Below are 20,574 nucleotides of genomic sequence, written 5' to 3' on the forward strand. Positions count from 1 at the left end.
GTGGATCGGGACCGTCTACTCGACCGGTCGGGCGAGCGCGTCCGTCACCGGTCGCGACAGCACCAGCGTGATGCCCAGCAGCGCAGGGATGAGCAGGAACCAGCCGACGGCGGGCACGCGGAAGACGCCCTGGAACGCCCCGATCGCGAGCGCACCCTGCAGCACCTGCCAGACGATGATCCCGGACCGCACCCACGGACGACGGTTGCGGAGGCCGATGAACAGGGAGCCGAGCCAGAGCGCCGCGATGGCCGCGAGGACCGTCAGCGCGATCCCGGACGCGATGCTCGTGGCCGGCGCGACGATGAGTTCGACGATGAGAACGATCGTCACGACGACGAGGGCGGCGAACTCGAGTCCGACGACGACGAGGAGCGCCAGGAGGGCAGGCGACCGCCGCTCGACGTGGTCGGGCTCGGTCGGGGTGGTGTCGGGCACAGCATTCCTCCAGCGTCGGAACCCTTGATTTGGCCCTACCAGTATGGAACGATATTCGAGGTCGTTTGGACGGCACGATGTGGTGTGCGTCTCCCGTGGTTCGACGCTCCTCCCCCGAGCGTTCTGCGGGCGTCAGACTCGCTTCCAGCGGACTCCTCCCCCACGGGTGTCCCCTCGTGCCTCGCGCATGCTCAGCGTTCCGATCCCCGAACCACGGCCCCGGCCTGCCGTTCGAGCATCGATTTCAAGGAGCACCACACATGGACTGGCGTGACCAGGCAGCCTGCCTCACCGCGGACCCCGAGCTCTTCTTCCCCGTCGGGAACACCGGACCGGCCGTCGATCAGATCGAGAAGGCCAAGTCGGTCTGCGCTCGCTGCACGGTCACCGAGATGTGCCTGCAGTACGCCCTCGAGAACAACCAGGACTCCGGTGTCTGGGGTGGCCTGAGCGAGGACGAGCGCCGCGCGCTGAAGCGTCGCGCCGCCCGCGCTCGCCGCGCTTCCTGACCCGGCGCCTGCTGCGCGCCTGACGCCCGCCGCCCCCTCCGGGCCGGCGGGCGTCGTCGTGCGCGGGGCGCGGCTGCAGGCGGTTGCGCATGCCTGCGCACAACGGAAAGCACGCGACGCCGCGCCATCGCGCGGTTCGGACGCACTTTCGCTGTGCGGCAGCCCGACGCGCCGCGCGGCGAACCACGGAACCGACGTCGAACCAGGGCCGGACGGCGGTTCGACGTCGGGAACGTGGTTCGATGCGGGCCTGGCGGGCGCACGCCGCGCCTCCAGACGGTTGCGTGTGCCTGCGCGCAACGGAAAGCAGGCGACGCCGCGGCATTGCGCGGTTCGGACGCACTTTCGTTGTGCTGCCGCGCGGCGAACCACGCAACCGACGTCGAACCAGGGCCGGACGGCGGTTCGACGTCGGGAACGTGGTTCGATGCGGCCCTGGCGGGCGCACGCCGCGCCTCCAGGCGGCTGCGCGTGCCTCCGCACAACGGAAGGCAGGCGACGCCGCGGAATCGCGCGGTTCGGACGCACTTGCGTTGTGCGGCTGCGCGCTGCGGCTGCCGCAGCGGTGCGCGCGCCGGCGCGCGCCGCGCGACGAACCACGAGACCGACGTCGAACCAGGATCGGACGGTGGTTCGACGTCGGGAACGTGGTTCGACGCGGGCCTGGCGGGCGCACGCCGCGCCTCCAGGCGGTTGCGCGTGCCTGCACACAACAGAAAGCACGCGACGCCGCGCCATCGCCCGGTTCGGACGTGCTTTCGTTGTGCGGCCGCGCGGCGAACCCGGACGGCGGTTCGACCCCACCGCGGCGGGCGCGCGGCGGGCGCGGGCGCGCTACGCGGCGCCCGGCGTCGCCGTCAGCCAGCGGAACGGGATCGTGATGGTCACCTCGGTGCCGCTGCCGGTCAGGGTGTGCCAGTCGATGGTGCCGCCGAGCTCGCCCTGGATCAGCGTCCGCACGATCTGCGTGCCGAGGCCCGACCCGACCTTGCCCTCGGGCAGGCCCCGCCCGTTGTCGCGGACCTGGATGTCGAGGTGGTCGTCGAAGCGCTCCGCCACGATCTCGACCTCGCCGTCGCGGCCGTCCAGCCCGTGCTCGACGGCGTTCGTGACGAGCTCGGTGAGCCCGAGCGCGAGCGGGGTCGCGGCCTCGGAGGGCAACACCCCGAACTCACCGGTCTTCTTCGGGCGGACGGTCGTGTTGTGCGACGCCGCGACCTCGGTCACGAGCTTCAGCACGGAGTCGAAGACCTCGTCGAAGTCGACGTTCTGGCTGAGGCCGGTCGACAGGGTGTCGTGCACGACGGCGATCGCGGCCACACGGCGCATCGCGTTCTGCAGCGACGTCCGGGCCTCGTCCGAGTGGGTGCGGCGTGCCTGGATGCGCAGGAGCGAGGCCACGGTCTGCAGGTTGTTCTTCACCCGGTGGTGGATCTCGCGGATCGTCGCGTCCTTGGTGATGAGCTCGCGCTCCTGGTGCCGCAACTCGGTGACGTCGCGGCAGAGGACGATCGCACCGATCCGCTCGCCGTGGTCGCGGAGCGGGATCGACCGCAGCGAGACCGTGACGCCCTTCGACTCGACATCGGCACGCCACGGGGCACGGCCGGTGACGACCAGGGGCAGCGACTCGTCGACGTCGAGCTGCGCACCGATGAGCTCGGTCGTGACCTCGGCGAGGGACTTCCGCTCGAGCTCGCCCTCGAAGCCCATCCGGTTGAAGGCGCTGAGGCCGTTCGGGCTGGCGAACGTGACGATCCCGTTCGTGTCGAGGCGGAGCAGGCCGTCGCTGGCGCGCGGTGCACCGCGTCGGGGTCCGGCCGGCGCACCGATGTCGGGGAAGTCACCCGTGGCGATCATGCCGAACAGGTCGTTCGCGCTCGCGGTGAAGTTGAGCTCCTGGCGGCTCGGGGTGCGCATCTCGTCCTGGTTCGAGTGCCGCGTCACGACCGCGATCGGGCGCTCGGTCGTCTCGGCGCTGTTCGCGCTCAGCCGCCGGAGCACCGGGATCGCCCGGACGCGCGTCGGGGTGTCCTCGTACCAGTCCGGCTCGGCGGAGTCGACGACCCTCGCGCCGACGAAGCTCTCGGTGACCTGTTCGCGCCACTCCTCGCGGATCTCCTGCCCGACGATGTCGCGGTAGAAGAGCGTCGCCGCGGAACTCGGGCGAGCGTGCGCCACCGCCACGAACGAGCCGTCCTCGGCGGTCGGGACCCAGAGGACCATGTCCGCGAAGGACAGGTCGGCGAGCAACTGCCAGTCCCCGACGAGCAGGTGGAGCCACTCCACGTCGGCTTCGGAGGAACGGCCTTGTGCGAGGACGAGGTCACTGAGGGTCGACACCCGCCCAGTCTAGGTGCGCACCACTGTGGACAACTCCGCTCTCTCCACAGGCTCGTTGGCGGTCATATTTCTCATGTTGTACTCGCTCTACGCTCAGCCCCGACGAAAGGGGCAGGGGTGGCCGAGGAAGCACGCCGGATCGATGACGCAGAGCCGATGGGGGACGTCCCGCGACTCAGCGCGGTACCGCCACCGACCGACGTCGAGGACACCGCTCGCGCGCTCGGCCTCTGCGTCGCCGAGATCCTGACGGGGTCACGCGAGGTCGACAGCATCGCCCGGTGGATCACCGACGAGGTGCACCGGCACCTGCAGCAGCGGGCGGCGGTGGCGGCGCGGGCCCGGCAGCTCGGCAGCCGGTCGCGCGGACGGGCGCTGCTCCGGGTCGGCAGCGTGATCGTGTGCCGCCCGGCCGACGGCGTCGCCGAGGCGACGGTCGTCGTGCACACGCGCAGTCACGCCCGTGCGGTCGCGATGCGCCTGGAGGAACGGCAGGGTCGCTGGCGCGCGACGGCCGTCGGGGTCCTGTGACGCCCGTGACGTGACCGGGAGACGGACAGGAGGCGCGGTCCCAGCCGGCCCCCCGCCGCCGGTCGGGACGTGGTCGCGTCAGCCCTTCTTGGCGGCCTGACGACGCTCGGCACGGTTGCCCGCGGCAGCCTGGCCGGACGCGGTCGCAGCGTTGCCGAACGCGGAGCCCTGTTCCGGCCCGGCGGCCGCCTCGGCCTCGGACTGCGCCTTCTGCGCTCGCGCGGTCGCGGCCTGCTCGAGGCGACCGCGCTCGTCGCGGACCTCGACCTCGCCGTCGATCGACGGAGCGGAGTACTCGAGACCGGAGACCTCGTCCTCGCCGAGGCCCTTGGCCTCGATCACGGCGTTCTCGCCGTCGGACTGGACCTGCACCTCGAGGTTGAAGAGGTAGCCGACCGACTCTTCGCGGATCTGGCCCATCATGCTCTGGAAGAGCGCGTAGCCCTCGCGCTGGTACTCGACCAGCGGGTCGCGCTGTGCCATCGCACGGAGGCCGATGCCGTCCTTGAGGTAGTCCATCTCGTAGAGGTGGTCGCGCCAGCGGCGGTCGATCACCGAGAGGACGACACGGCGCTCGAGCTCACGCATGGCCTCGTCGCCGAGGAGTTCCTCGCGCTGCCGGTAGGCGAGCTTGGCGTCGGAGAGGATCTCGCGGCCGAGGAACTCGCGCGAGGCCTTGCCCTTCGAGCCGGCCTCGGTGATGACCTCGTCGATGGAGATCGAGATCGGGTACAGGGTCCCGAGCTCGGTCCACATGGCGTCGAGGTCCCAGTCGTCCGCGTTGCCCTCGGCGGTGTGGGAGTCGATCACGTCGTCGACGACGCTCTTGAGGAACGACTGCGCACGGTCGTGGATGTCGTCGCCCTCGAGGATGTGGCGGCGGTCGCTGTAGATCGCTTCACGCTGGCGGTTGAGGACGTCGTCGTACTTCAGGACGTTCTTGCGGATCTCGGCGTTGCGGCCCTCGACCTGCGCCTGGGCCGACCGGATCGCACGGCCGACGAGCTTGTTCTCGATCGCGAGGTCGTCCGGGACGTTCGAGCGGCCCATCAGGCTCTCGGCGGCACCGGAGTTGAACAGGCGCATGAGGTCGTCGGTGAGCGACAGGTAGAAGCGGCTCTCGCCGGGGTCGCCCTGACGGCCGGAACGACCGCGCAGCTGGTTGTCGATGCGACGGGACTCGTGGCGCTCGGTGCCGAGGACGTAGAGACCGCCGACCTCGCGGACCTTGTCGGCCTCGTCCTTGATCTCGGCCTTGACGCGGTCGAACACGTCGTCCCACGCGGCCTCGTACTCTTCCGGGGTCTCCGTCGGGGACAGACCCTTGGCGTGCATCTCCTGCACGGCGAGGAACTCCGAGTTGCCGCCGAGCATGATGTCGGTGCCACGACCGGCCATGTTCGTCGCGACCGTCACGGCGCCGAGTCGACCGGCCTGGGCGACGATCGCGGCCTCACGCGCGTGGTTCTTCGCGTTGAGGACCTCGTGCTTGACGCCCTTCTTCGCGAGGAGCTTCGACAGGTACTCGGACTTCTCGACGCTCGTGGTGCCGACGAGGACCGGCTGGCCCTTCTCGTGGCGCTCGGCGATGTCCTCGGCGACCTGCTCGAACTTCGCCTTCTCGTTCTTGTAGACGAGGTCGGTCTGGTCGATGCGCTGCATCGGCTTGTTCGTCGGGATGGGGACCACGCCGAGCTTGTACGTCGACATGAACTCGGCGGCCTCGGTCTCGGCCGTACCCGTCATGCCGGACAGCTTCTGGTAGAGGCGGAAGTAGTTCTGCAGCGTGACCGTGGCGAGGGTCTGGTTCTCGGCCTTGACCTCGACCTTCTCCTTCGCCTCGATCGCCTGGTGGATGCCCTCGTTGTAGCGGCGGCCCATCAGGATGCGGCCGGTGTGCTCGTCGACGATGAGCACCTCGCCGTTCATCACGACGTAGTCCTTGTCCCGCTTGAAGAGGGCGACGGCCTTGATCGAGTTGTTCAGGAACGAGATGAGCGGGGTGTTCGCCGACTCGTACAGGTTGTCGATGCCGAGGTAGTCCTCGACCTTCTCGATGCCGGGCTCGAGCACGCCGACGGTGCGCTTCTTCTCGTCGACCTCGTAGTCCTCGCCCGGGGTGAGGCGGGTCGCGATCGACGCGAACTCGGTGAACCAGCGGTTGGCCTCGCCCGAGGACGGACCGGAGATGATGAGCGGCGTGCGGGCCTCGTCGATGAGGATCGAGTCGACCTCGTCCACGATCGCGAAGAAGTGGCCGCGCTGCACCATGTCGGATGCCTGCCACGCCATGTTGTCGCGGAGGTAGTCGAAGCCGAACTCGTTGTTCGTGCCGTAGGTGATGTCGGCGGCGTACTGCTCGCGACGCTCGGCCGGGGACTGGTTCGCGATGATGCAGCCGGTCGTCATGCCGAGCGCACGGAACACGCGGCCCATGAGCTCGGACTGGTACGACGCGAGGAAGTCGTTGACGGTGATGACGTGCACGCCGCGCGACGGGATGGCGTTGAGGTACGCAGCCGTCGTGGCGACGAGCGTCTTGCCTTCACCGGTCTTCATCTCGGCGATGTTGCCGAGGTGCAGCGCGGCACCGCCCATGAGCTGCACGTCGAAGTGCCGCATGCCGAGGGTGCGCTTCGCTGCTTCCCGCACGGCGGCGAACGCCTCGGGCAGCAGGTCGTCGAGGGTCTCGCCGTTCGCGTAGCGCTCGCGGAGCTCCTTGGTCTCGTCCTGGAGTTCCTCGTCGGTGAGGCTCGCGAAGTCGTCCTCGAGGTCGTTGATGGCCGAGGCGTACGCCTTCAGCCGTCGGAGGGTGCGTCCTTCGCCGATGCGGAGGACCTTCTCCAGCACGTTTGCCACGTGAGCTCCTTACGAGATCGTCACGCGCGACCTGCGCGATGCGAACAGCCAGTCATGCTAGCAACCCGTCGACTCCGGCCGCTGTGAACAGCGCGGGTGTGCGCGGCCCGCGAACGGTCCGCGCACACCCGGGTTCGGTCTGCCGTACTGAGCGATCGTCAGGCGATCGCGACCGCCGGCTCGGACTCCGACGCCGCTGCCGGAGCGTGCTCGGTGGACGGGTCGTCGATGCCGATCACGCCGTAGTCCCAGCCCTTGCGGCGGTACACCACGCTCGGCCGGTGCGTCTCCGCGTCGACGAACAGGTAGAAGTCGTGCCCGACGAGCTCCATGAAGTACAGGGCGTCGTCGACCGTCATGGGACCGGCTTCGAAGACCTTGTGCCGGATCACGACGGGGCTGTAGACCTCGTTCTCGTCGTCCTCGGCGTTCGCGTCGACCACCGGGACGGCACCCGTCGCGACGTCCTCGATGAGCTTGCCGTCGGCCGGGACGACACCCATGCGCTCGAACGCGGTGCCGGACGCCTCGGACACGGAGGTCGGACGGTGGCGGCCGCGGTGCACCTTGCGACGATCGCGTGCTCGGCGGAGTCGTTCCATGATCCGGGCGAAGGCCAGATCGAAGGCGGCGTACTTGTCCGACGCGGCGGACTCCGCCCGTACGAGGGGGCCGGGGCCGATCAATGTCAGCTCGACGCGGTCCTCGCCCTGGGAACCGCCCGATTTCTCGTTGTGGCGGCTGATGCGCACCTCGAAGGCGAGGGCGCGGTCGGCGAGCACGTCGATCTTCTCGGACTTCTGTTCGACGTAGGTGCGGAATCGGTCGGTGACCCCGATGTTCCGGCCCGTGATCGTCACGTCCATGTGGCGGCTCCCATCCAGACTCAGCGCGTCGCCTCCATCCGGCGATCCTGAACGCCTTGTCGCGAGGCTAGACCCGGTGGCGCTCCGGCGTCACGCGATGTCGGTGAGTCGCCAGGACACCCACCGGACACACAGTGGCCACCGAGCGTTCACCGATGCGCGGAGGGCTCCGGGCGGGCGCACCTCAGTCGTCGACGCTCGCGACCGCGACGCACCGCACGACCCGACCACCGGCGGCACGCACGGCGCGGACGGCCTCGGCCATCGTGACGCCGGTGGTGACGACGTCGTCCACCACGACGACGGCTCGACCGGTGACGCCCGTCACCGAGAGGGTGCCGACCGTCGCGGCCACCCGTTCCACCGCGCTGCGTTCCTTCTGCCCGCCGTGCAGCGCGCCGGCACCGAAACCGACGCCTGCACCTGCACCCGCACCGGCACCGGCACCGACGCCGACGCCGTCACCGGCACCGGCACCGGCACCGCGGCGACGCTCCCGCGCCCGCGCCAGCCCTCCTGCCCGCACCCGCGACATCGCCCGCGACCGCCGCACTCCCCCGCGCGCCGCCAGCAGCACGACGGGGTCGAACCCCCGCCGCCGAGCACCCTGCCGCGAGGGCGGCACCCGCAGCAGCACGGCCCCGGGACCGGCGTCGGCGAGCGCCGCCCGCACGAGCCCACCGAACCGGGCGCCGAGGGGCCGAGCGAGGTCCACGCGCCCGCGCAGCTTGAGCTCGAGGAGCATCGTCCGCACGAGTCCCGTGTACTCGAACGCCGCGTCCAGCCGGACCCCGGCGACGAGACGCACCCGGCGGGGCATCGCGTCGAGCGCGTGTCGACACGCGGCGCAGAGTGCCCGGTCGGGCCGGCCGCACCCGACGCAGTCCACCGGTAGGAAGAGGCCGAGCACCGCGACGGCCGCGTCGAGCCACGGCCGCAGCCTGTCCCGTGTCGTCATGCCGACGATCCTGACCGCCACCCACCACCGGGCGCGCGCCGATCCGTGGGGCTGGGGACGCGCCTCCTGGACCGCCGCCCTGTGGAGGAGCGACCTCAGCGCTGGACGCCGAGCACGTCCGCGCTGATCCCGGTCGTGACCCAGCCACCGCCGGTCGACTGCAGGACCGACCCGTCGGACATCCGCAGGAGCATCGAGCCGCCGCTCCCGCCGACGATCTCGGTCGCCCGGCCGTCGGGCTTCGGCAGGGTGCTCGACTGCCCACCGATCGTGGAGCGGACGACGTCCGGGCCGGAGGACGTCTGCCCGACCGAGGCGACGTCGGAGTCGCTGATCCAGGCGGCCCCGACGGCGTTGCCCGTGGCGGCCTGCACGCGCACCGGGGAGCCGAGTGCGGTCGGTGTGCGGTCGGCGCCGCGGACGATGGCCATCACGTACAGGCTCGGTCCGTCGTTCGTCTGGATGAGCGCGAGGGCCCTGGTCGAGTCGCGCGAGACCTGGAAGGACACGAGGTCGCCGGCCGGGAGCGTCGTGTTCACCGCGTGCGGATCGCCGCCGAGGCCGTAGGCCGTGACCCGGCGGGTGTTCTTCTCGGACGCGACCCAGACGAAGCCGAGGTCGTCGATGGACGGCGGGACCAGGCCGTCGGTCGCATCGATGCGCAGGTGGGAGCGTCCGCGCACGACCGTCACGCCGTCGCCGTTCCCGACCACCGCAGCGGTACCGGACGCGGACAACGCGAACGAGGACGGCCCGAGGTCGCCGATCTCCGCGCCCATGCCGTTGCCGAGCGGTGCGATCTTCCCGCCGCCGAGGGCCGAGTAGCCCACGGTGCCGTCCTGGTCGACGAGCGGGCGGGCATCGACGTCCGGGTTCTGCTGCGCGTCGGACCCGCTGCCGTCGGGGACGGCGAAGGTCGTGCCCTCGGCCGTGATGTCGACGGAGGACACCGTGGCGACCGAGGCGAGCGACTTGCTCAGCTGCTCGCGCATCCGGATCCGGTCCTGACTGCTGGCGCGCAGGGCGTCGCTGGACAGGTCGACGAGGGCGGTCCCGCTCTGGATCGTGACGGCGTTCAGGGAGAGCTGCGTGCCCTCGGGGAAGGCGGTGACCACGGCCCCCTTGAGCCAGCTCGCGGGTCCGGCGAGCAGTGCGCTCGCGATGCGGGTGCTCGTCGACGACCGGGCGAGGAACCAGCGCTCGTCGGGCACGAGGAACTTGTACGTCGGGTCGTAGAAGTAGAGCGCGTGCTGCTGGAACACCGACTCGAAGTTCACCGGCGACAGGATGATGCCGTCGGGGGCGTAGGCGATGCGCCACTCGCCGTCCTCGCGGGTGAACTGGAACGTCAGCGTGGACGAGGTCGGTCGGACCGCCTGCGTGTACTCGCCGTCGGCGTCCACCGAGGCGCTCGCGGTGAGGGTGTAGGTCAGCTCGCGTTCGCCGACCCGCTCGATCGCCGGGTTGCCGGGCTGGATCGTCACCGAGCGCCGGGGGTTCCACTTCGTCGAGAAGTTCGAGGCGAGGAACTCCCGGGCGACGGCGTAGTCGTCCGCCGCACCGGTGCCGGCCGCGATGAATCCGCGGAGGATCGTCGTCTGGTCGGCGCCGGGCACGGGCTTGCCGGGCCGGTAGTCGACGCCGGACACCGACTGGTCCTTGATCACGCCGCCTGAGCGCACCGCGCCGTCGGTGGGGATCGCGGCGCAGGCGGACACGGCGACGATCGTCAACGCGGCGAGCGCCGTGGCGACCAGGGTGCGGAAGCGGGTGCGCATCAGTCGTCCTCCCTGACGGCGCGGGGGCCGTCGTACGACTCGTCGAGGTCCGGCAGCGGGATCGCCGAGGTCGTCACGGTGACGCGGTCGTTGCGCGGCAGCGTGAGCACGAAGGTGGAGCCCTCGCCGGGGCGGGACCACACGTCGATGCGGCCGCCGTGCAGGTTCGCGTCGCCGAGCGAGATCGCGAGTCCGAGGCCGGTCCCGCCGATCGTCCGCTTGCGGCTCGGGTCGGCGCGCCAGAACCGGTCGAACACGCGGGCGGCGTCCTCCGGCGGCATGCCGACGCCCTGGTCGCGCACGGCGATCGCGACCGAGCGGACGTCGCTGTCGACGACGACCTGCACGGGCTTCGCGTCGCCGTGCTCGATCGCGTTGCCGACGAGGTTGCGGAGCACGCGGCGGATGCGCTTCGCGTCGAGCTGCATGGTGGTGTGCCCGCCGGGTGTGGCGAGCTGCAGGTCGATGCCGGCGCGTTCGGCGAGCGGCCGGAACTCGTCGACGATGTCGGTCGCCAGGGCCGCGGGGATGACGGGCTCGGGATCGAGGTGCACCGCCTGCGCGTCGAACCGCGAGATCTCGAGGAGGTCGGCGAGCAGGAGCTCGAACCGCTCCACCTGGGCGTGCAGGAGCTCGGCGGACCGACCGACCGACGGCTCGAAGGCGTGACGGGAGTCGAACAGCATGTCGCCGGCGAGCCGGATGGTCGTCAGCGGGGTCCGGAGCTCGTGGGAGACGTCGGAGACGAACCGCTGCTGCACGCGGGAGAGCTCGGCGAGCTGGGTGATCTGCCGGCTCACCGCGTCGGCCATGCCGTTGAAGCTGCGGGCCAGGGTGGCGATGTCGTCGTTGCCCCGCACCGGGATGCGTTCGTCGAGCCGGCCCGCGGCGATCTTCCGGCTCGTCTCGGCCGCGCCCCGGATCGGCACGACCACGAGCCGGACGACGAGCGAGGTCACGAGGGCGATGAGCACCATGAGCGCGACACCGCCGATCGAGAGCGTCTGCGAGACGAAGTCGAGGGTCTGCTGGGCGTCCGACAGGTCGTAGACGAGGTACAGCTCGTACTGACCGGCACTCGGGATCTGCAGCGTCGACCCGACGGCGAGGCCGGGCTGGTGACGGCCGTCGTCGTCGAGGCGCACGGGCTGCAGGCTGAGCGTGCCGGTGTTCTTGCCGACCTGCTTCCGGAGGGCGTCGGTGATCACGGCGTCCGGGAAGCCCTGGCTCGCGACGTTCTGCACCGTCTGCGGCCCGGGCTGGTCGGGACTCCGCTCGATGGCGATGCTCGTGCCGCCGGGGCTCGTGGTGTTCGACAGGATCGCCTGCTGCGCCTCGCTCTGCAGGGTCTCGAGCTCGCTCTGGTTGTTGTCCTCGCCCGCGGTGGCCGCGTCGAAGATGCCCTGCGCCACGATCGTCGCGCGTGCCGACTCGGCCTCGATCTGGTCGCGGCGCTGCGAGTAGACGTTGTTCGAGATGCTGATCATGACGGCCGTGCCGATGATCGCGACCGCGAGGCCGGTGGTCATCACCGTGATCGCGACCGACCGGAACATCAGGGAGCGGCGCCACAGGTACGCCGCGGCGCGCCAGCCGCGCCGGACCCACCGTCGAAGGCGACGGCCGGCACGGGCGAGCCTGCCCTGCACGGCGACGCCGCCGGTCGACGCTGCGGACGGCACGGTGCTCAGGCTCCTCCGGCCCGGTACCCGACGCCGCGCACCGTGGTGACGATCTTCGGGTTGTCGGGGTCGTGCTCGATCTTCGCGCGGAGGCGCTGCACGTGGACGTTCACCAGGCGGGTGTCCGCCTTGTAGTGGTAGCCCCAGACCTGTTCGAGCAGCATCTCGCGGGTGAACACCTGGTTCGGCTTCTCGGACAGCGCCCGCAGGAGGTCGAACTCGAGCGGGGTCAGCGCGATGACGGCGTCGCCGCGACGGACCTCGTGCCCGGCGACGTCGACGGTGAGGTCGCCGACGTGCAGCACCGTCGCGTCGGCGGCCGTCGGACGGAGCCGGGTACGGATGCGGGCGACGAGCTCCTTCGGGTTGAAGGGCTTCACGACGTAGTCGTCGGCGCCGTTCTCGAGCCCGGCGACGACGTCGGAGGTGTCGCCCTTGGCGGTGAGCATGATGATCGGCGTGCCGCTCTCGGCGCGGATGCGCTTGCAGACCTCGATGCCGTCGATGCCCGGGAGCATCACGTCGAGCAGCACCAGGTCGGGCTTCGTCCCGTGGAACGCGTCGATGGCGTCGTTGCCGTCGGCGCTGAACTCGGGTTCGTAGCCCTCGGAGCGGAGGACGATGCCGATCATCTCGGCGAGGGCCTGGTCGTCGTCGACGACGAGGATGCGCGGTGTCATGTGATGGGGACTCCGTGTGACGTGCAGCGGTACCCGGTCGGCACCTGACCACTCACGATAGCCGAGGCCCCGTGCGACGGCGTTTTCCGACAGGATGGGTGTCGACCGCGCCTTCCGCGTGCTCGGTCGGGACCACGAGGGGGCGGCGATGTCCGATTGGCAGGTACCGGGGGCGCCCGGCGGTCCGCAGGACGGTCGGGGGAACGGCCCAGGAGGCGCGGCGCGGCCCCCGGGGCAGCAGCCGTCCGCCCCGTGGCCGGGCCAGTCCGGTGGTCCGTCCGCCGGTGGGCCGGGTCGGCCGCCGGGGCCGCCGCCGGCCGGGTCGCGGCCGGTCATCCCGCTGCGACCGCTCGGGCTCGGTGACGTCCTGAGCGGCGCCTTCACCGTGTTCCGCCGCAACGCGCGGGTGCTCCTGCTCTGGAGCGTGCTCCTCAGCGGGGTCCTCGGGCTGCTCTCCACCATCGCGAGTGCGTTCGGCCAGCGTGCGATCCAGTCCCGCATGCTCTCGGCGGTCGACGGCGACGTGGACGGCCAGACGTCGATCCTCGCCGGATCGGTGACGCTCTGGCTGGTGCTGTCGATCGGGCTCCCGTTCCTGGCCTACCTCGGGCGCGGCTTCCTCGTCGCCCCGGTCGCCGCGGACACCGGACAACGCATCCTCGGACGGCGCGCCACCTTCCGCGGGCTCTGGGCGCTCCTCGCCGGACGACGCTGGTCGGTGGTCGCCTGGATCCTCCTGCAGCTCGCAGCCGGTGCCGTCATCGGGATCGTCTTCGTGCTCGTGCTGGTCGGCGCCGCCGCCGGGCTCTCCGGCAACGGGTCGGGCATCGGCGGCTTCCTGCTCACCTTCTTCGTGCTCGGCCTCGGTTTCACGGTCGTGCTCGTCTGGCTCGGGACGAAGTTCGCGTTCACCGTCCCGACCATCGCGCTCGAGGGACGCCCCGTCTTCCAGGCCGCGGCGCAGTCGTGGCGGCTCACCCGCGGAGCCTTCTGGCGCACCTTCGGCATCATCCTGCTCGTGCAGGTGATGTTCGCCTTCGCGGTGTCGATCGCCTCGGTCCCGCTCACGATCGGTGCGACGCTCGTCGGCGGCACGTTCGACCCGCTCGGGCAGACCGATGCGGGGTCGGGAGCCGGGGTCGGCGGGCTCGTGGCGATCGTCGTGGGGAGCCTGCTCGGGATCGCGGTGCAGTGCATCACCGACGTGCTGTCCGCGTCCGTCGTGACCTTCCTGGCGATCGACCGCCGCATCCGGACCGAGGCGCTCGACCAGCGGATCGCGTCGCACCTCGAAACCGGGCAGCCGGGTGACCCGTTCGCGCCGTCGCCGCGGGTGGACCGGCCGGCGTGGCCGGGGCAGGGGCAGGGGTGGCCGGGTGCCGGTCCGGGGCCGCAGCAGCCGTGGCCGGGGCAGCCCTGGCCCGGTGGCGGTCCGGGGCCGCAGCAGCCGTGGCCGGGGCAGCCCTGGCCGGGGGCCGGTCCGGGTCCGCAGCAGCCGTGGCCGGGCCAGCCGTTGCCGGGGCAGCCGGGAGCGGGCGGCCGGCAGCCGGGCGGCCCGACGCCGCCGCAGTGGGGCGGCGAACCCGGACGGTACCCGCCGGACGGCCGCGCATGACGATCGACCCCGACGACGCACGACGGCTCCTCGAACGCGAGCTCGAGCGGTCGGAGTACGACGGTGCCCACGTGACGTGGTGGGACCGTGCCTCGCGCGCGGTCCTCGACTGGCTCGGCTCGCTCCGCGCGGACGGCCTCGGCTCCCCCGCGGTCGCGCACACCCTGCTCTGGACGGCCGTCGTCGTGCTCGTCGCGGTGGTCGTCCTCGTGGTCGTCGCCCGCGGACTCCCCCGGCGTCGCGCTCGGCTCGCGGACGGGCAGGTCGGCGGGGTGTTCGACGACGACGACCTGCGTCCCGCCAGTGCGATCGCCGAGGACGCCCGAGCAGCCCTGCGCGCGGGTGACTGGTCCCGCGCCGTGCTCGACGGGTACCGTGCCCTCGCCCGTGGGCTCGGGGAGCGCGACCTCGTCCCCGACGTCCCCGGTGCCACCGCGCGTGCCATCGCCGGCCGGGCAGCCGTGGTCTTCCCGGCCGAGGCCGCGCGGCTCGAACGCGCCGCGGCCACCTTCGACGAGGTGCGGTACCTCGGCGCCGAGGCGACCGAGCGGACCGCCCGCGACGTCCTGGACACCGAGCACGCGGTCCGGACGGCACGCCCCGCGCGGACGACGACCCCGGCGGTCCCCGCGTGACCGCGACCGCCACCCCGTCCGCACCGTCGGGAGCAGCCTCGACCTCGACCTCGACCTCGCCGCGCCGTGCGGGCCGTGGGCTCCGAGTCGGCTTCTGGGTCGCCATCGTCCTGGTCGGCACCGTGCTCGCCGTGCTCACGGCCGTCGTCGGGCGGACCGGTCCCGGGCAGGCGCCGCTCGACCCGACCTCCGCGACGGCGAGCGGCGCGAAGGCACTCGTGCGGGTCCTCGAGCAGCAGGGCACCGACGTCCGGATCGTCGACCGCGCCGACCGGATCGGGGACGGCACCGTGTTCGTCGACGACGAGCAGGGCGTCCTCGACCGAGGCGTCGCGCGGCGGATCGCTCGGCAGGCGGACCACGTCGTCCTCGTGTCGACGACCCCCGCGACGCTCGAGGCGTTCGGGCTCGACGTCGAGCCGGTCACGCAGGTCGGCGGGGACGACACCGTGTCCACCGCCTCGTGCGCGATCCCGGCCGCTGCCGGTGCCGAGCGTGTGACCCTCGGCGGCACCGGGTACGCCGTGCCGGACGGCGGCCGGGCCCCCAGCGGCACCGACCTCTGCGCACCGTCCGGCTCGGGCGGCGACCGGGCCTACGGCCTCGTCCGGACGGCGACCCCGGCCGGTGACGTCACGCTCGTCGGGACCACGGCGGCGTTCCGGAACGACACGATCACCACCGCCGGCAACGCCGCCCTCGCCCTCGGCCTGCTCGGCGACGACGCGACGCTCACCTGGTACACGCCGACCCCCGGCACGTCGGACGCGGCACCGACCCTCGGGTCGCTCGCACCGCCGTGGGTACCGAGCGCACTCGTGCTGCTCGGACTCGTCGCCGTCGCCGCCGCGGTCTGGCGCGGCCGCCGGCTGGGCCCGCTCGTGGTCGAGCGGATGCCGGTCGTCGTCCGTGCCGCCGAGACCACCGAGGGCCGTGCCCGGCTCGCCGCCCGCACCGGCGACCGGACCCACGCGCTCGACACGCTCCGGATCGCGGCCCTCCGTCGCACGGCACGCCGGCTCGGGCTCCCCCGGTCGGCCCACGTCGACGAGGTCGTCAGGGCTGCGGCACGCGCCACCGGGATCCCCGACCGGCGCGTCGGGGCGGTCCTCGTCGGCGGCCCGGCCACCGACGACCGGGCCCTCACCGCCGGGGCAGCGGCGCTCGACGACCTCGAGCGTGCCGTCCTCGCCGCGACCACCGGCGCCCAGCTGACCGACCGAGACCACCGAGGAGCACGACCGTGACCGATCCGTCCACCACCCAGACCCCGCAGGCGACCGCCGCTGGTGATCCGTTGCGCGACGTGTTCGGACGGCTGCGCACCGAGGTCGGCAAGGCCGTCGTCGGGCAGGAGGGCGCCGTCTCCGGCATGATCGTCGGCATCCTCGCGCAGGGGCACGTCCTGCTCGAGGGCGTCCCCGGCGTGGCGAAGACCCTGCTGGTCCGGAGCCTCGCCGCCGCGATGTCGCTCGACACGAAGCGGATCCAGTTCACGCCGGACCTGATGCCCGGCGACGTCACCGGCTCGCTCGTGTACGACGCCTCGACGGGCACCTTCCCGTTCCGCGAGGGACCGGTGTTCACGAACGTGCTCCTCGCCGACGAGGTGAACCGGACGCCGCCGAAGACCCAGTCCGCACTCCTCGAGGCCATGGAGGAACGCCAGGTCAGCGTCGACGGCGACGCCCGGGTGCTGCCCGACCCCTTCTTCGTCGCGGCGACGATGAACCCGATCGAGTTCGAGGGCACGTACACGCTCCCGGAGGCCCAGCTCGACCGCTTCCTCATGAAGCTCACGCTCGACGTCCCGCCGCGGGACGTCGAGTGGCAGGTGCTCCGTCGGCACGCGGACGGCTTCGTCCCGCGGGACGTCCGGTCGGCCGGGATCGCACCGGTCCTCGGCGTCGACGAGGTCCTCGCCGCACAGCGCGCGGTCCGCGGGGTCGGGGCGCGGGACGACGTCCTCGCGTACATCGTCGACCTCGCCCGCGCCACCCGGCAGGCGCCGTCCGTCCGGGTCGGGGTCAGCCCTCGCGGTGCGACCGCCCTGCTCGCCGCCGCGAAGGCCTGGGCCTGGCTCACCGGCTACGACGCGATCACGCCGGACCACGTCCAGGCCATGCTCCTGCCGGTGTGGCGGCACCGGCTGCGGGTCGCCGCCGACGCCGAGCTCGAGGGCGTCGGGGCCGACGGGGTGCTGCAGCAGGTGCTCGAGCAGGTCCGGGTGCCGATCTAGTGGCGATCTCCGGCCGGTTCGTCGCGCTCCTCGCCGTCGCGATCGTGCCCACCGTGCTGCTCGGCACGGGATGGGCGGGTGCGGCCTGGGCGGGCGTGGTCGTGCTGGCCGCCCTGCTCGACGTGCTGCTCGCCGCCGACCTCGCCGCCGTGCGGGTCGAGCGGCGGATGCCCCGGCTCGCCCGCCGGGACACCACCGCCGACGGCACCCTCGTGCTCGCCAACGACGGCCGCCGGACGCTCCGCGGTGTGGTGCGCGACATGTGGGAGCCGTCCGCCGGGCAAGCTCCGCGCCGCATCGACCTGCAGGTGCCCGCCGGGGAGCGACGGACCGCGCGCATGCGGTTCGCCCCGTTCCGTCGCGGCCGCCGGGCCTCCGCGGGCGTCGCCGTGCGTGCGTTCGGGCCGCTCGGGCTCGCCGCACGCCAACGCGTCCTCGCGGCGCCCGCCGAGCTGGTCGTCACGCCGCCGTTCCGGTCGCGTCGGCACCTGCCCTCACGGCTCGCGCGGCTGCGGGAACTCGACGGCGAGACCACCCTCCAACTGCGGGGCCACGGCACCGAGTTCGACTCGCTGCGGGACTACGTGCGCGGCGACGACGTCCGGTCGATCGACTGGCGTGCGACCGCCCGCCGCCAGGACCTCGTGGTGCGCACCTGGCGTCCGGAGCGGGACCGTCGGGTGATCGTGGTCGTCGACGCCGGGCGTGCCGGTGCCGGACGGGTCGACGACGAACCGCGGCTCGACACGTTCATCGAGTCCGCGCTGCTCCTCGGCGCCCTCGCGGCGGCCGCGGGCGACCGGGTGGACCTCGCCGTGCTGGACGACGCCGTCCGGGGTCGCGTGCACGGTGCCACGCGCACCGACGTCGTGCAGCGGTTCGGGGAGACGCTCGCGCACGCGGAACCCGGGATCGCGGCCACCGACTGGTCGGCGGTGCCCGGGCTCGTCGACTCGATCACCACCTCCAGGGCCCTCGTGGTGCTCGTGTCGAGCCTCGACTCGGTCGGCGCGTCGGGTGACCTGCTCGCCGTGCTCCCCCGCCTGACGCGGCGGCACGCGGTCGTCGTCACCAGCGTCTCGGACCCGGCCGTCGAGCGGATGGCGAGCGGGGCGGTGGACCCGGCGGTCTCGGGACCGGGGCGGCGGGGCGGACGTGCGCCGTCCCTCCAGGACCGTGCCGAGCGCGACGTGTACCGACGCGCTGCCGCCGAACGCACGCTCCTCGATGCCGACGGCGTGGCGGACGTGGCGCGCCGCGCCGGGGCCGAGGTCGTCCGAGCCGCCCCCGAGCAGGTGCCGCCCCTCGTCGCGGACGCGTACATCCGCGCGAAGGCGACCGGACGGCTCTAGGCGTCGGTCAGTCGGCGACGAGGGCGGACGTGCCGCGCTCGAACTCCTCGAGGTCGCCGCGCTGCCCCGCGCGGTACGCGCGACCGCCGAGGACCCACTGGTACCAGAGCACGGCCGCGAGGGCGACGGTGCCGATCCCGATCTTGACGGGCCACGGCCAGTCCTGCCGGGTCACCGTGCCCTCGACGAGACCGGACAGCAGGAGCGTCAGGGCGAGGCCGACGGCGATCGTGATGAGTGCTCGGCCGTCCTCGGCGAGGGCCTGTCCGCGGGTGCGGGCCCCGGGGGCGACCCACGACCAGAAGATCATCAGGCCGGCGGCCGCCGCGAGGAAGATCGAGTACAGCTCGAGCTGCCCGTGCGGGGCGATGTAGAGGAAGAAGTCGCCGAGGCGGCCCTGGTCGTGCAGGATGGCCGCCGAGACGCCGAGGCTGATCGCGTTCTGGCCGATCGAGAACGGCACGAAGAGGCCGGTGATCCCGAAGGCGACCATGGTGGCGGCGATGTACGCGTTGTTCGTCCACACCTGTGCCGTGAAGGCACCGAGACCGTGGTCGGAGTAGTACGCCTGGAAGTCCCGGGTCGCGTACTGCCGGAGTGCTTCGGGGGTGCCGAACGTGTCGACGGCACCCGGGGTGGTCGTGATCCAGACCGCCGTGATCGCGGCGATCGCCGCCGTGGCGGCCGCCACCCAGATCGCGACCCAGCGGATCCGGTACAGGGCGGCGGGGAGCTGCAGGACGAAGAAGGACGTCAGCGCCGCGAGCGGGTCGACGGGCGTGCCGGTGAACCGGAGTCGGGCGCGGAACAGTGTCAGCGAGAGCCGGTCGCCGACCGCGGTGCGCGGGGCGGCGCCGCGGATGCGCGCGAGGTCGGTCGCTGCCGCCTGGTATCCGGAGACGAGGCGGTCGACGTCGGCACCGGAGGCGTGGCGGGTGCGGGCGAGCCGGTCGAGTTCCTGCCACCGGTCGCGGTGCACCTCGGTGTAGGCGTCCAGGTCCACAGCGTCTCCCCCGCTCGTTCCGGTGTTCGCGCGTCCGTGCCGTCCGGGCGGTGGGCGTGCGTCTCCGACAGAATGATCCCATGCCGAAGACCCGCGTGCCGCGTGACCTCGCCGACGGTCGGTTCGTCGTCGCGCTCGACGACACCCACGACGAGCTCGTGGTCGGCGAGGCCGTCGCACTCGACGTGCAGCCCGCCGGCATCGCGTTGCGGCTCGCGGCGGCGCTCCTCGACGGTGTCTGCCTGCTCGCGCTCTACGTCATGCTCATGATCGGCCTGTCGCGGGTCTGGCCGAGCGACCTCGACGAGGCCTGGGCAGCGGCGCTCAGCATCGGCGTGCTCGTCGTCGTGCTCGTGCTCGTCCCGGCGGCGCTCGAGACCGTCACCCGGGGCAAGAGCGTCGGCCGGTACGCGACCGGCACAAGGGTCGTCCGGCTCGACGGCGGGGCGATCGGGTTCCGGCACGCGTTCACCCGTGCGCTCGTCGGGCTGTTCGAGCTGTGGATGACGTTCGGTTCCGTGGCGCTGCTCGTGGCGCTGTTCGGATCCCGCCCGCGGCGGCTCGGGGACCTGCTCGCCGGGACGTTCGTGCAGCACGAGCGGGCGGCGAAGCAGCGGTCCCCCGAGGTCCTCATGCCCGCGGAGCTCGTGGCCTGGGCCGGGGTCGCGGACGTGTCGGCGCTGCCGCAGCGGCTCGAGAACCGGCTCGGGGCGTTCTTCCGCGGTGCTGCCGACCTCCGCCCCGAGCTCCGGGAGGCGGCGGCACGGTCCCTCGCGGCAGCGGTCACCGAGTACGCGCACCCGGTGCCGGCGGTCCACCCCGAGGTGTTCCTCGCCGGGGTGGTCGTGCTGCGGCGGGAGCGGGACCTGCGCGCGTTGCGGGGTCGGGCGGCGGTGCTCGACCGGGCGTCGGCGGTGGCGACGGCGCGGCCGCCGGGGTTCCCGCGCTGACGCGCTGACGCGCGGCGCGCTGACGCGCGGGCGCGCGGCGGCGGGCGTCGCGGCGCCGCGGCGGCGTGGCTCGCGTCCGCCTTTCGAACCACGTTTCCGACGTCGAACCAGCGCGGGAGGCTGGTTCGATGTCGGA

Annotated in this window: 17 protein-coding genes; 8 read left to right on the forward strand and 9 right to left on the reverse strand. The window is 72.6% G+C overall.

Annotation, left to right across the window (positions count from 1 at the left end):
- Positions 1-15: 15 nt before the first annotated feature.
- The gene (locus tag WFH25_RS18475) at positions 16-438 is read right to left on the reverse strand and encodes a hypothetical protein (protein WP_071294920.1); all 423 of its coding nucleotides are present in this window, start codon (positions 436-438) and stop codon (positions 16-18) included.
- Between the two features lie 260 nt (positions 439-698).
- On the opposite strand from WFH25_RS18475, the gene WFH25_RS18480 reads away from it, so the two are divergent.
- Positions 699-947, forward strand: a complete 249-nt coding sequence (locus WFH25_RS18480; RefSeq protein ID WP_022904217.1) for a WhiB family transcriptional regulator — start codon at positions 699-701, stop codon at positions 945-947.
- A gap of 834 nt (positions 948-1,781) precedes the next feature.
- On the opposite strand, the gene WFH25_RS18485 is transcribed toward WFH25_RS18480, so the two are convergent.
- Positions 1,782-3,290, reverse strand: a complete 1,509-nt coding sequence (locus WFH25_RS18485) for a sensor histidine kinase (protein ID WP_092386542.1) — start codon at positions 3,288-3,290, stop codon at positions 1,782-1,784.
- 117 nt (positions 3,291-3,407) lie between these two features.
- Between WFH25_RS18485 and WFH25_RS18490 the strand changes: the two genes are divergently transcribed.
- Complete coding sequence (locus WFH25_RS18490) at positions 3,408-3,821, forward strand: Rv3235 family protein (protein WP_083403212.1); 414 nt, start codon at positions 3,408-3,410, stop codon at positions 3,819-3,821.
- 78 nt (positions 3,822-3,899) lie between these two features.
- On the opposite strand, the gene secA is transcribed toward WFH25_RS18490, so the two are convergent.
- The 6 genes from secA to mtrA all read right to left on the reverse strand — a co-directional run bounded on the left by secA (position 3,900) and on the right by mtrA (position 12,644).
- A complete protein-coding gene (gene secA, locus WFH25_RS18495; RefSeq protein WP_336698939.1) occupies positions 3,900-6,680 on the reverse strand; it encodes a preprotein translocase subunit SecA in 2,781 nt (926 codons plus the stop codon).
- Between the two features lie 158 nt (positions 6,681-6,838).
- Positions 6,839-7,546 carry a ribosome hibernation-promoting factor, HPF/YfiA family gene (gene hpf / locus WFH25_RS18500; RefSeq protein ID WP_070418505.1) on the reverse strand — a complete coding sequence of 236 codons (708 nt, stop codon included), beginning with the start codon at positions 7,544-7,546 and terminating at the stop codon, positions 6,839-6,841.
- 184 nt (positions 7,547-7,730) lie between these two features.
- Positions 7,731-8,504, reverse strand: a complete 774-nt coding sequence (locus WFH25_RS18505) for a ComF family protein (protein WP_336698940.1) — start codon at positions 8,502-8,504, stop codon at positions 7,731-7,733.
- A gap of 95 nt (positions 8,505-8,599) precedes the next feature.
- The gene (locus tag WFH25_RS18510) at positions 8,600-10,282 is read right to left on the reverse strand and encodes an LpqB family beta-propeller domain-containing protein (RefSeq protein WP_261646657.1); all 1,683 of its coding nucleotides are present in this window, start codon (positions 10,280-10,282) and stop codon (positions 8,600-8,602) included.
- Positions 10,282-11,964 carry an MtrAB system histidine kinase MtrB gene (gene mtrB, locus WFH25_RS18515; RefSeq protein ID WP_336698942.1) on the reverse strand — a complete coding sequence of 561 codons (1,683 nt, stop codon included), beginning with the start codon at positions 11,962-11,964 and terminating at the stop codon, positions 10,282-10,284. Before mtrB ends, WFH25_RS18510 begins: the two co-directional genes overlap by 1 nt.
- 5 nt (positions 11,965-11,969) lie before the next feature.
- Positions 11,970-12,644 (reverse strand): MtrAB system response regulator MtrA, encoded by a 675-nt coding sequence (gene mtrA / locus WFH25_RS18520; RefSeq protein ID WP_070418502.1) that lies wholly within the window; start codon positions 12,642-12,644, stop codon positions 11,970-11,972.
- 148 nt (positions 12,645-12,792) lie between these two features.
- Between mtrA and WFH25_RS18525 the strand changes: the two genes are divergently transcribed.
- Genes WFH25_RS18525 through WFH25_RS18545 form a run of 5 tightly spaced genes read left to right on the forward strand, consistent with a single transcriptional unit; the run spans position 12,793 to position 18,485 of the window.
- Positions 12,793-14,259, forward strand: a complete 1,467-nt coding sequence (locus tag WFH25_RS18525) for a glycerophosphoryl diester phosphodiesterase membrane domain-containing protein (RefSeq protein WP_336698943.1) — start codon at positions 12,793-12,795, stop codon at positions 14,257-14,259.
- The gene (locus tag WFH25_RS18530) at positions 14,256-14,894 is read left to right on the forward strand and encodes a DUF4129 domain-containing protein (RefSeq protein ID WP_336698945.1); all 639 of its coding nucleotides are present in this window, start codon (positions 14,256-14,258) and stop codon (positions 14,892-14,894) included. Before WFH25_RS18525 ends, WFH25_RS18530 begins: the two co-directional genes overlap by 4 nt.
- Positions 14,891-16,141: a DUF4350 domain-containing protein gene (locus tag WFH25_RS18535; RefSeq protein WP_336698946.1), complete on the forward strand. Its 1,251-nt coding sequence runs from the start codon at positions 14,891-14,893 to the stop codon at positions 16,139-16,141. The genes WFH25_RS18530 and WFH25_RS18535 overlap by 4 nt, the downstream gene beginning before the upstream one ends.
- On the forward strand, positions 16,138-17,133 hold the full coding sequence (locus WFH25_RS18540; RefSeq protein ID WP_442892432.1) for an AAA family ATPase: 996 nt from the start codon (positions 16,138-16,140) through the stop codon (positions 17,131-17,133). Before WFH25_RS18535 ends, WFH25_RS18540 begins: the two co-directional genes overlap by 4 nt.
- Entirely contained in the window at positions 17,133-18,485 is a 1,353-nt protein-coding gene (locus WFH25_RS18545) for a DUF58 domain-containing protein (protein ID WP_336698947.1), read from the forward strand. Before WFH25_RS18540 ends, WFH25_RS18545 begins: the two co-directional genes overlap by 1 nt.
- Positions 18,486-18,492: 7 nt before the next feature.
- Here WFH25_RS18545 and WFH25_RS18550 read toward each other — a convergent pair whose 3' ends face one another.
- Positions 18,493-19,488, reverse strand: coding sequence for a stage II sporulation protein M (locus tag WFH25_RS18550; protein WP_071303800.1), 996 nt, complete (start codon positions 19,486-19,488; stop codon positions 18,493-18,495).
- An 80-nt stretch (positions 19,489-19,568) separates the two neighbouring features.
- On the opposite strand from WFH25_RS18550, the gene WFH25_RS18555 reads away from it, so the two are divergent.
- Positions 19,569-20,438 carry an RDD family protein gene (locus WFH25_RS18555; RefSeq protein WP_336698948.1) on the forward strand — a complete coding sequence of 290 codons (870 nt, stop codon included), beginning with the start codon at positions 19,569-19,571 and terminating at the stop codon, positions 20,436-20,438.
- Positions 20,439-20,574: the final 136 nt, after the last annotated feature.

Source organism: Curtobacterium sp. USHLN213, from assembly GCF_037144815.1.
In the GTDB taxonomy this organism is placed as follows: Bacteria; Actinomycetota; Actinomycetes; order Actinomycetales; family Microbacteriaceae; genus Curtobacterium.

What these genes read in the sequence shown, in the direction of transcription:
- mtrA (WP_070418502.1), bottom strand. Translation starts at nt 12,644, where the DNA reads ATGACACCGCGCATCCTCGTCGTCGACGACGACCAGGCCCTCGCCGAG.
- WFH25_RS18505 (WP_336698940.1), bottom strand. Translation starts at nt 8,504, where the DNA reads ATGACGACACGGGACAGGCTGCGGCCGTGGCTCGACGCGGCCGTCGCG.
- WFH25_RS18555 (WP_336698948.1), top strand. Translation starts at nt 19,569, where the DNA reads ATGCCGAAGACCCGCGTGCCGCGTGACCTCGCCGACGGTCGGTTCGTC.
- hpf (WP_070418505.1), bottom strand. Translation starts at nt 7,546, where the DNA reads ATGGACGTGACGATCACGGGCCGGAACATCGGGGTCACCGACCGATTC.
- WFH25_RS18525 (WP_336698943.1), top strand. Translation starts at nt 12,793, where the DNA reads ATGTCCGATTGGCAGGTACCGGGGGCGCCCGGCGGTCCGCAGGACGGT.
- WFH25_RS18480 (WP_022904217.1), top strand. Translation starts at nt 699, where the DNA reads ATGGACTGGCGTGACCAGGCAGCCTGCCTCACCGCGGACCCCGAGCTC.
- WFH25_RS18530 (WP_336698945.1), top strand. Translation starts at nt 14,256, where the DNA reads ATGACGATCGACCCCGACGACGCACGACGGCTCCTCGAACGCGAGCTC.
- WFH25_RS18510 (WP_261646657.1), bottom strand. Translation starts at nt 10,282, where the DNA reads ATGCGCACCCGCTTCCGCACCCTGGTCGCCACGGCGCTCGCCGCGTTG.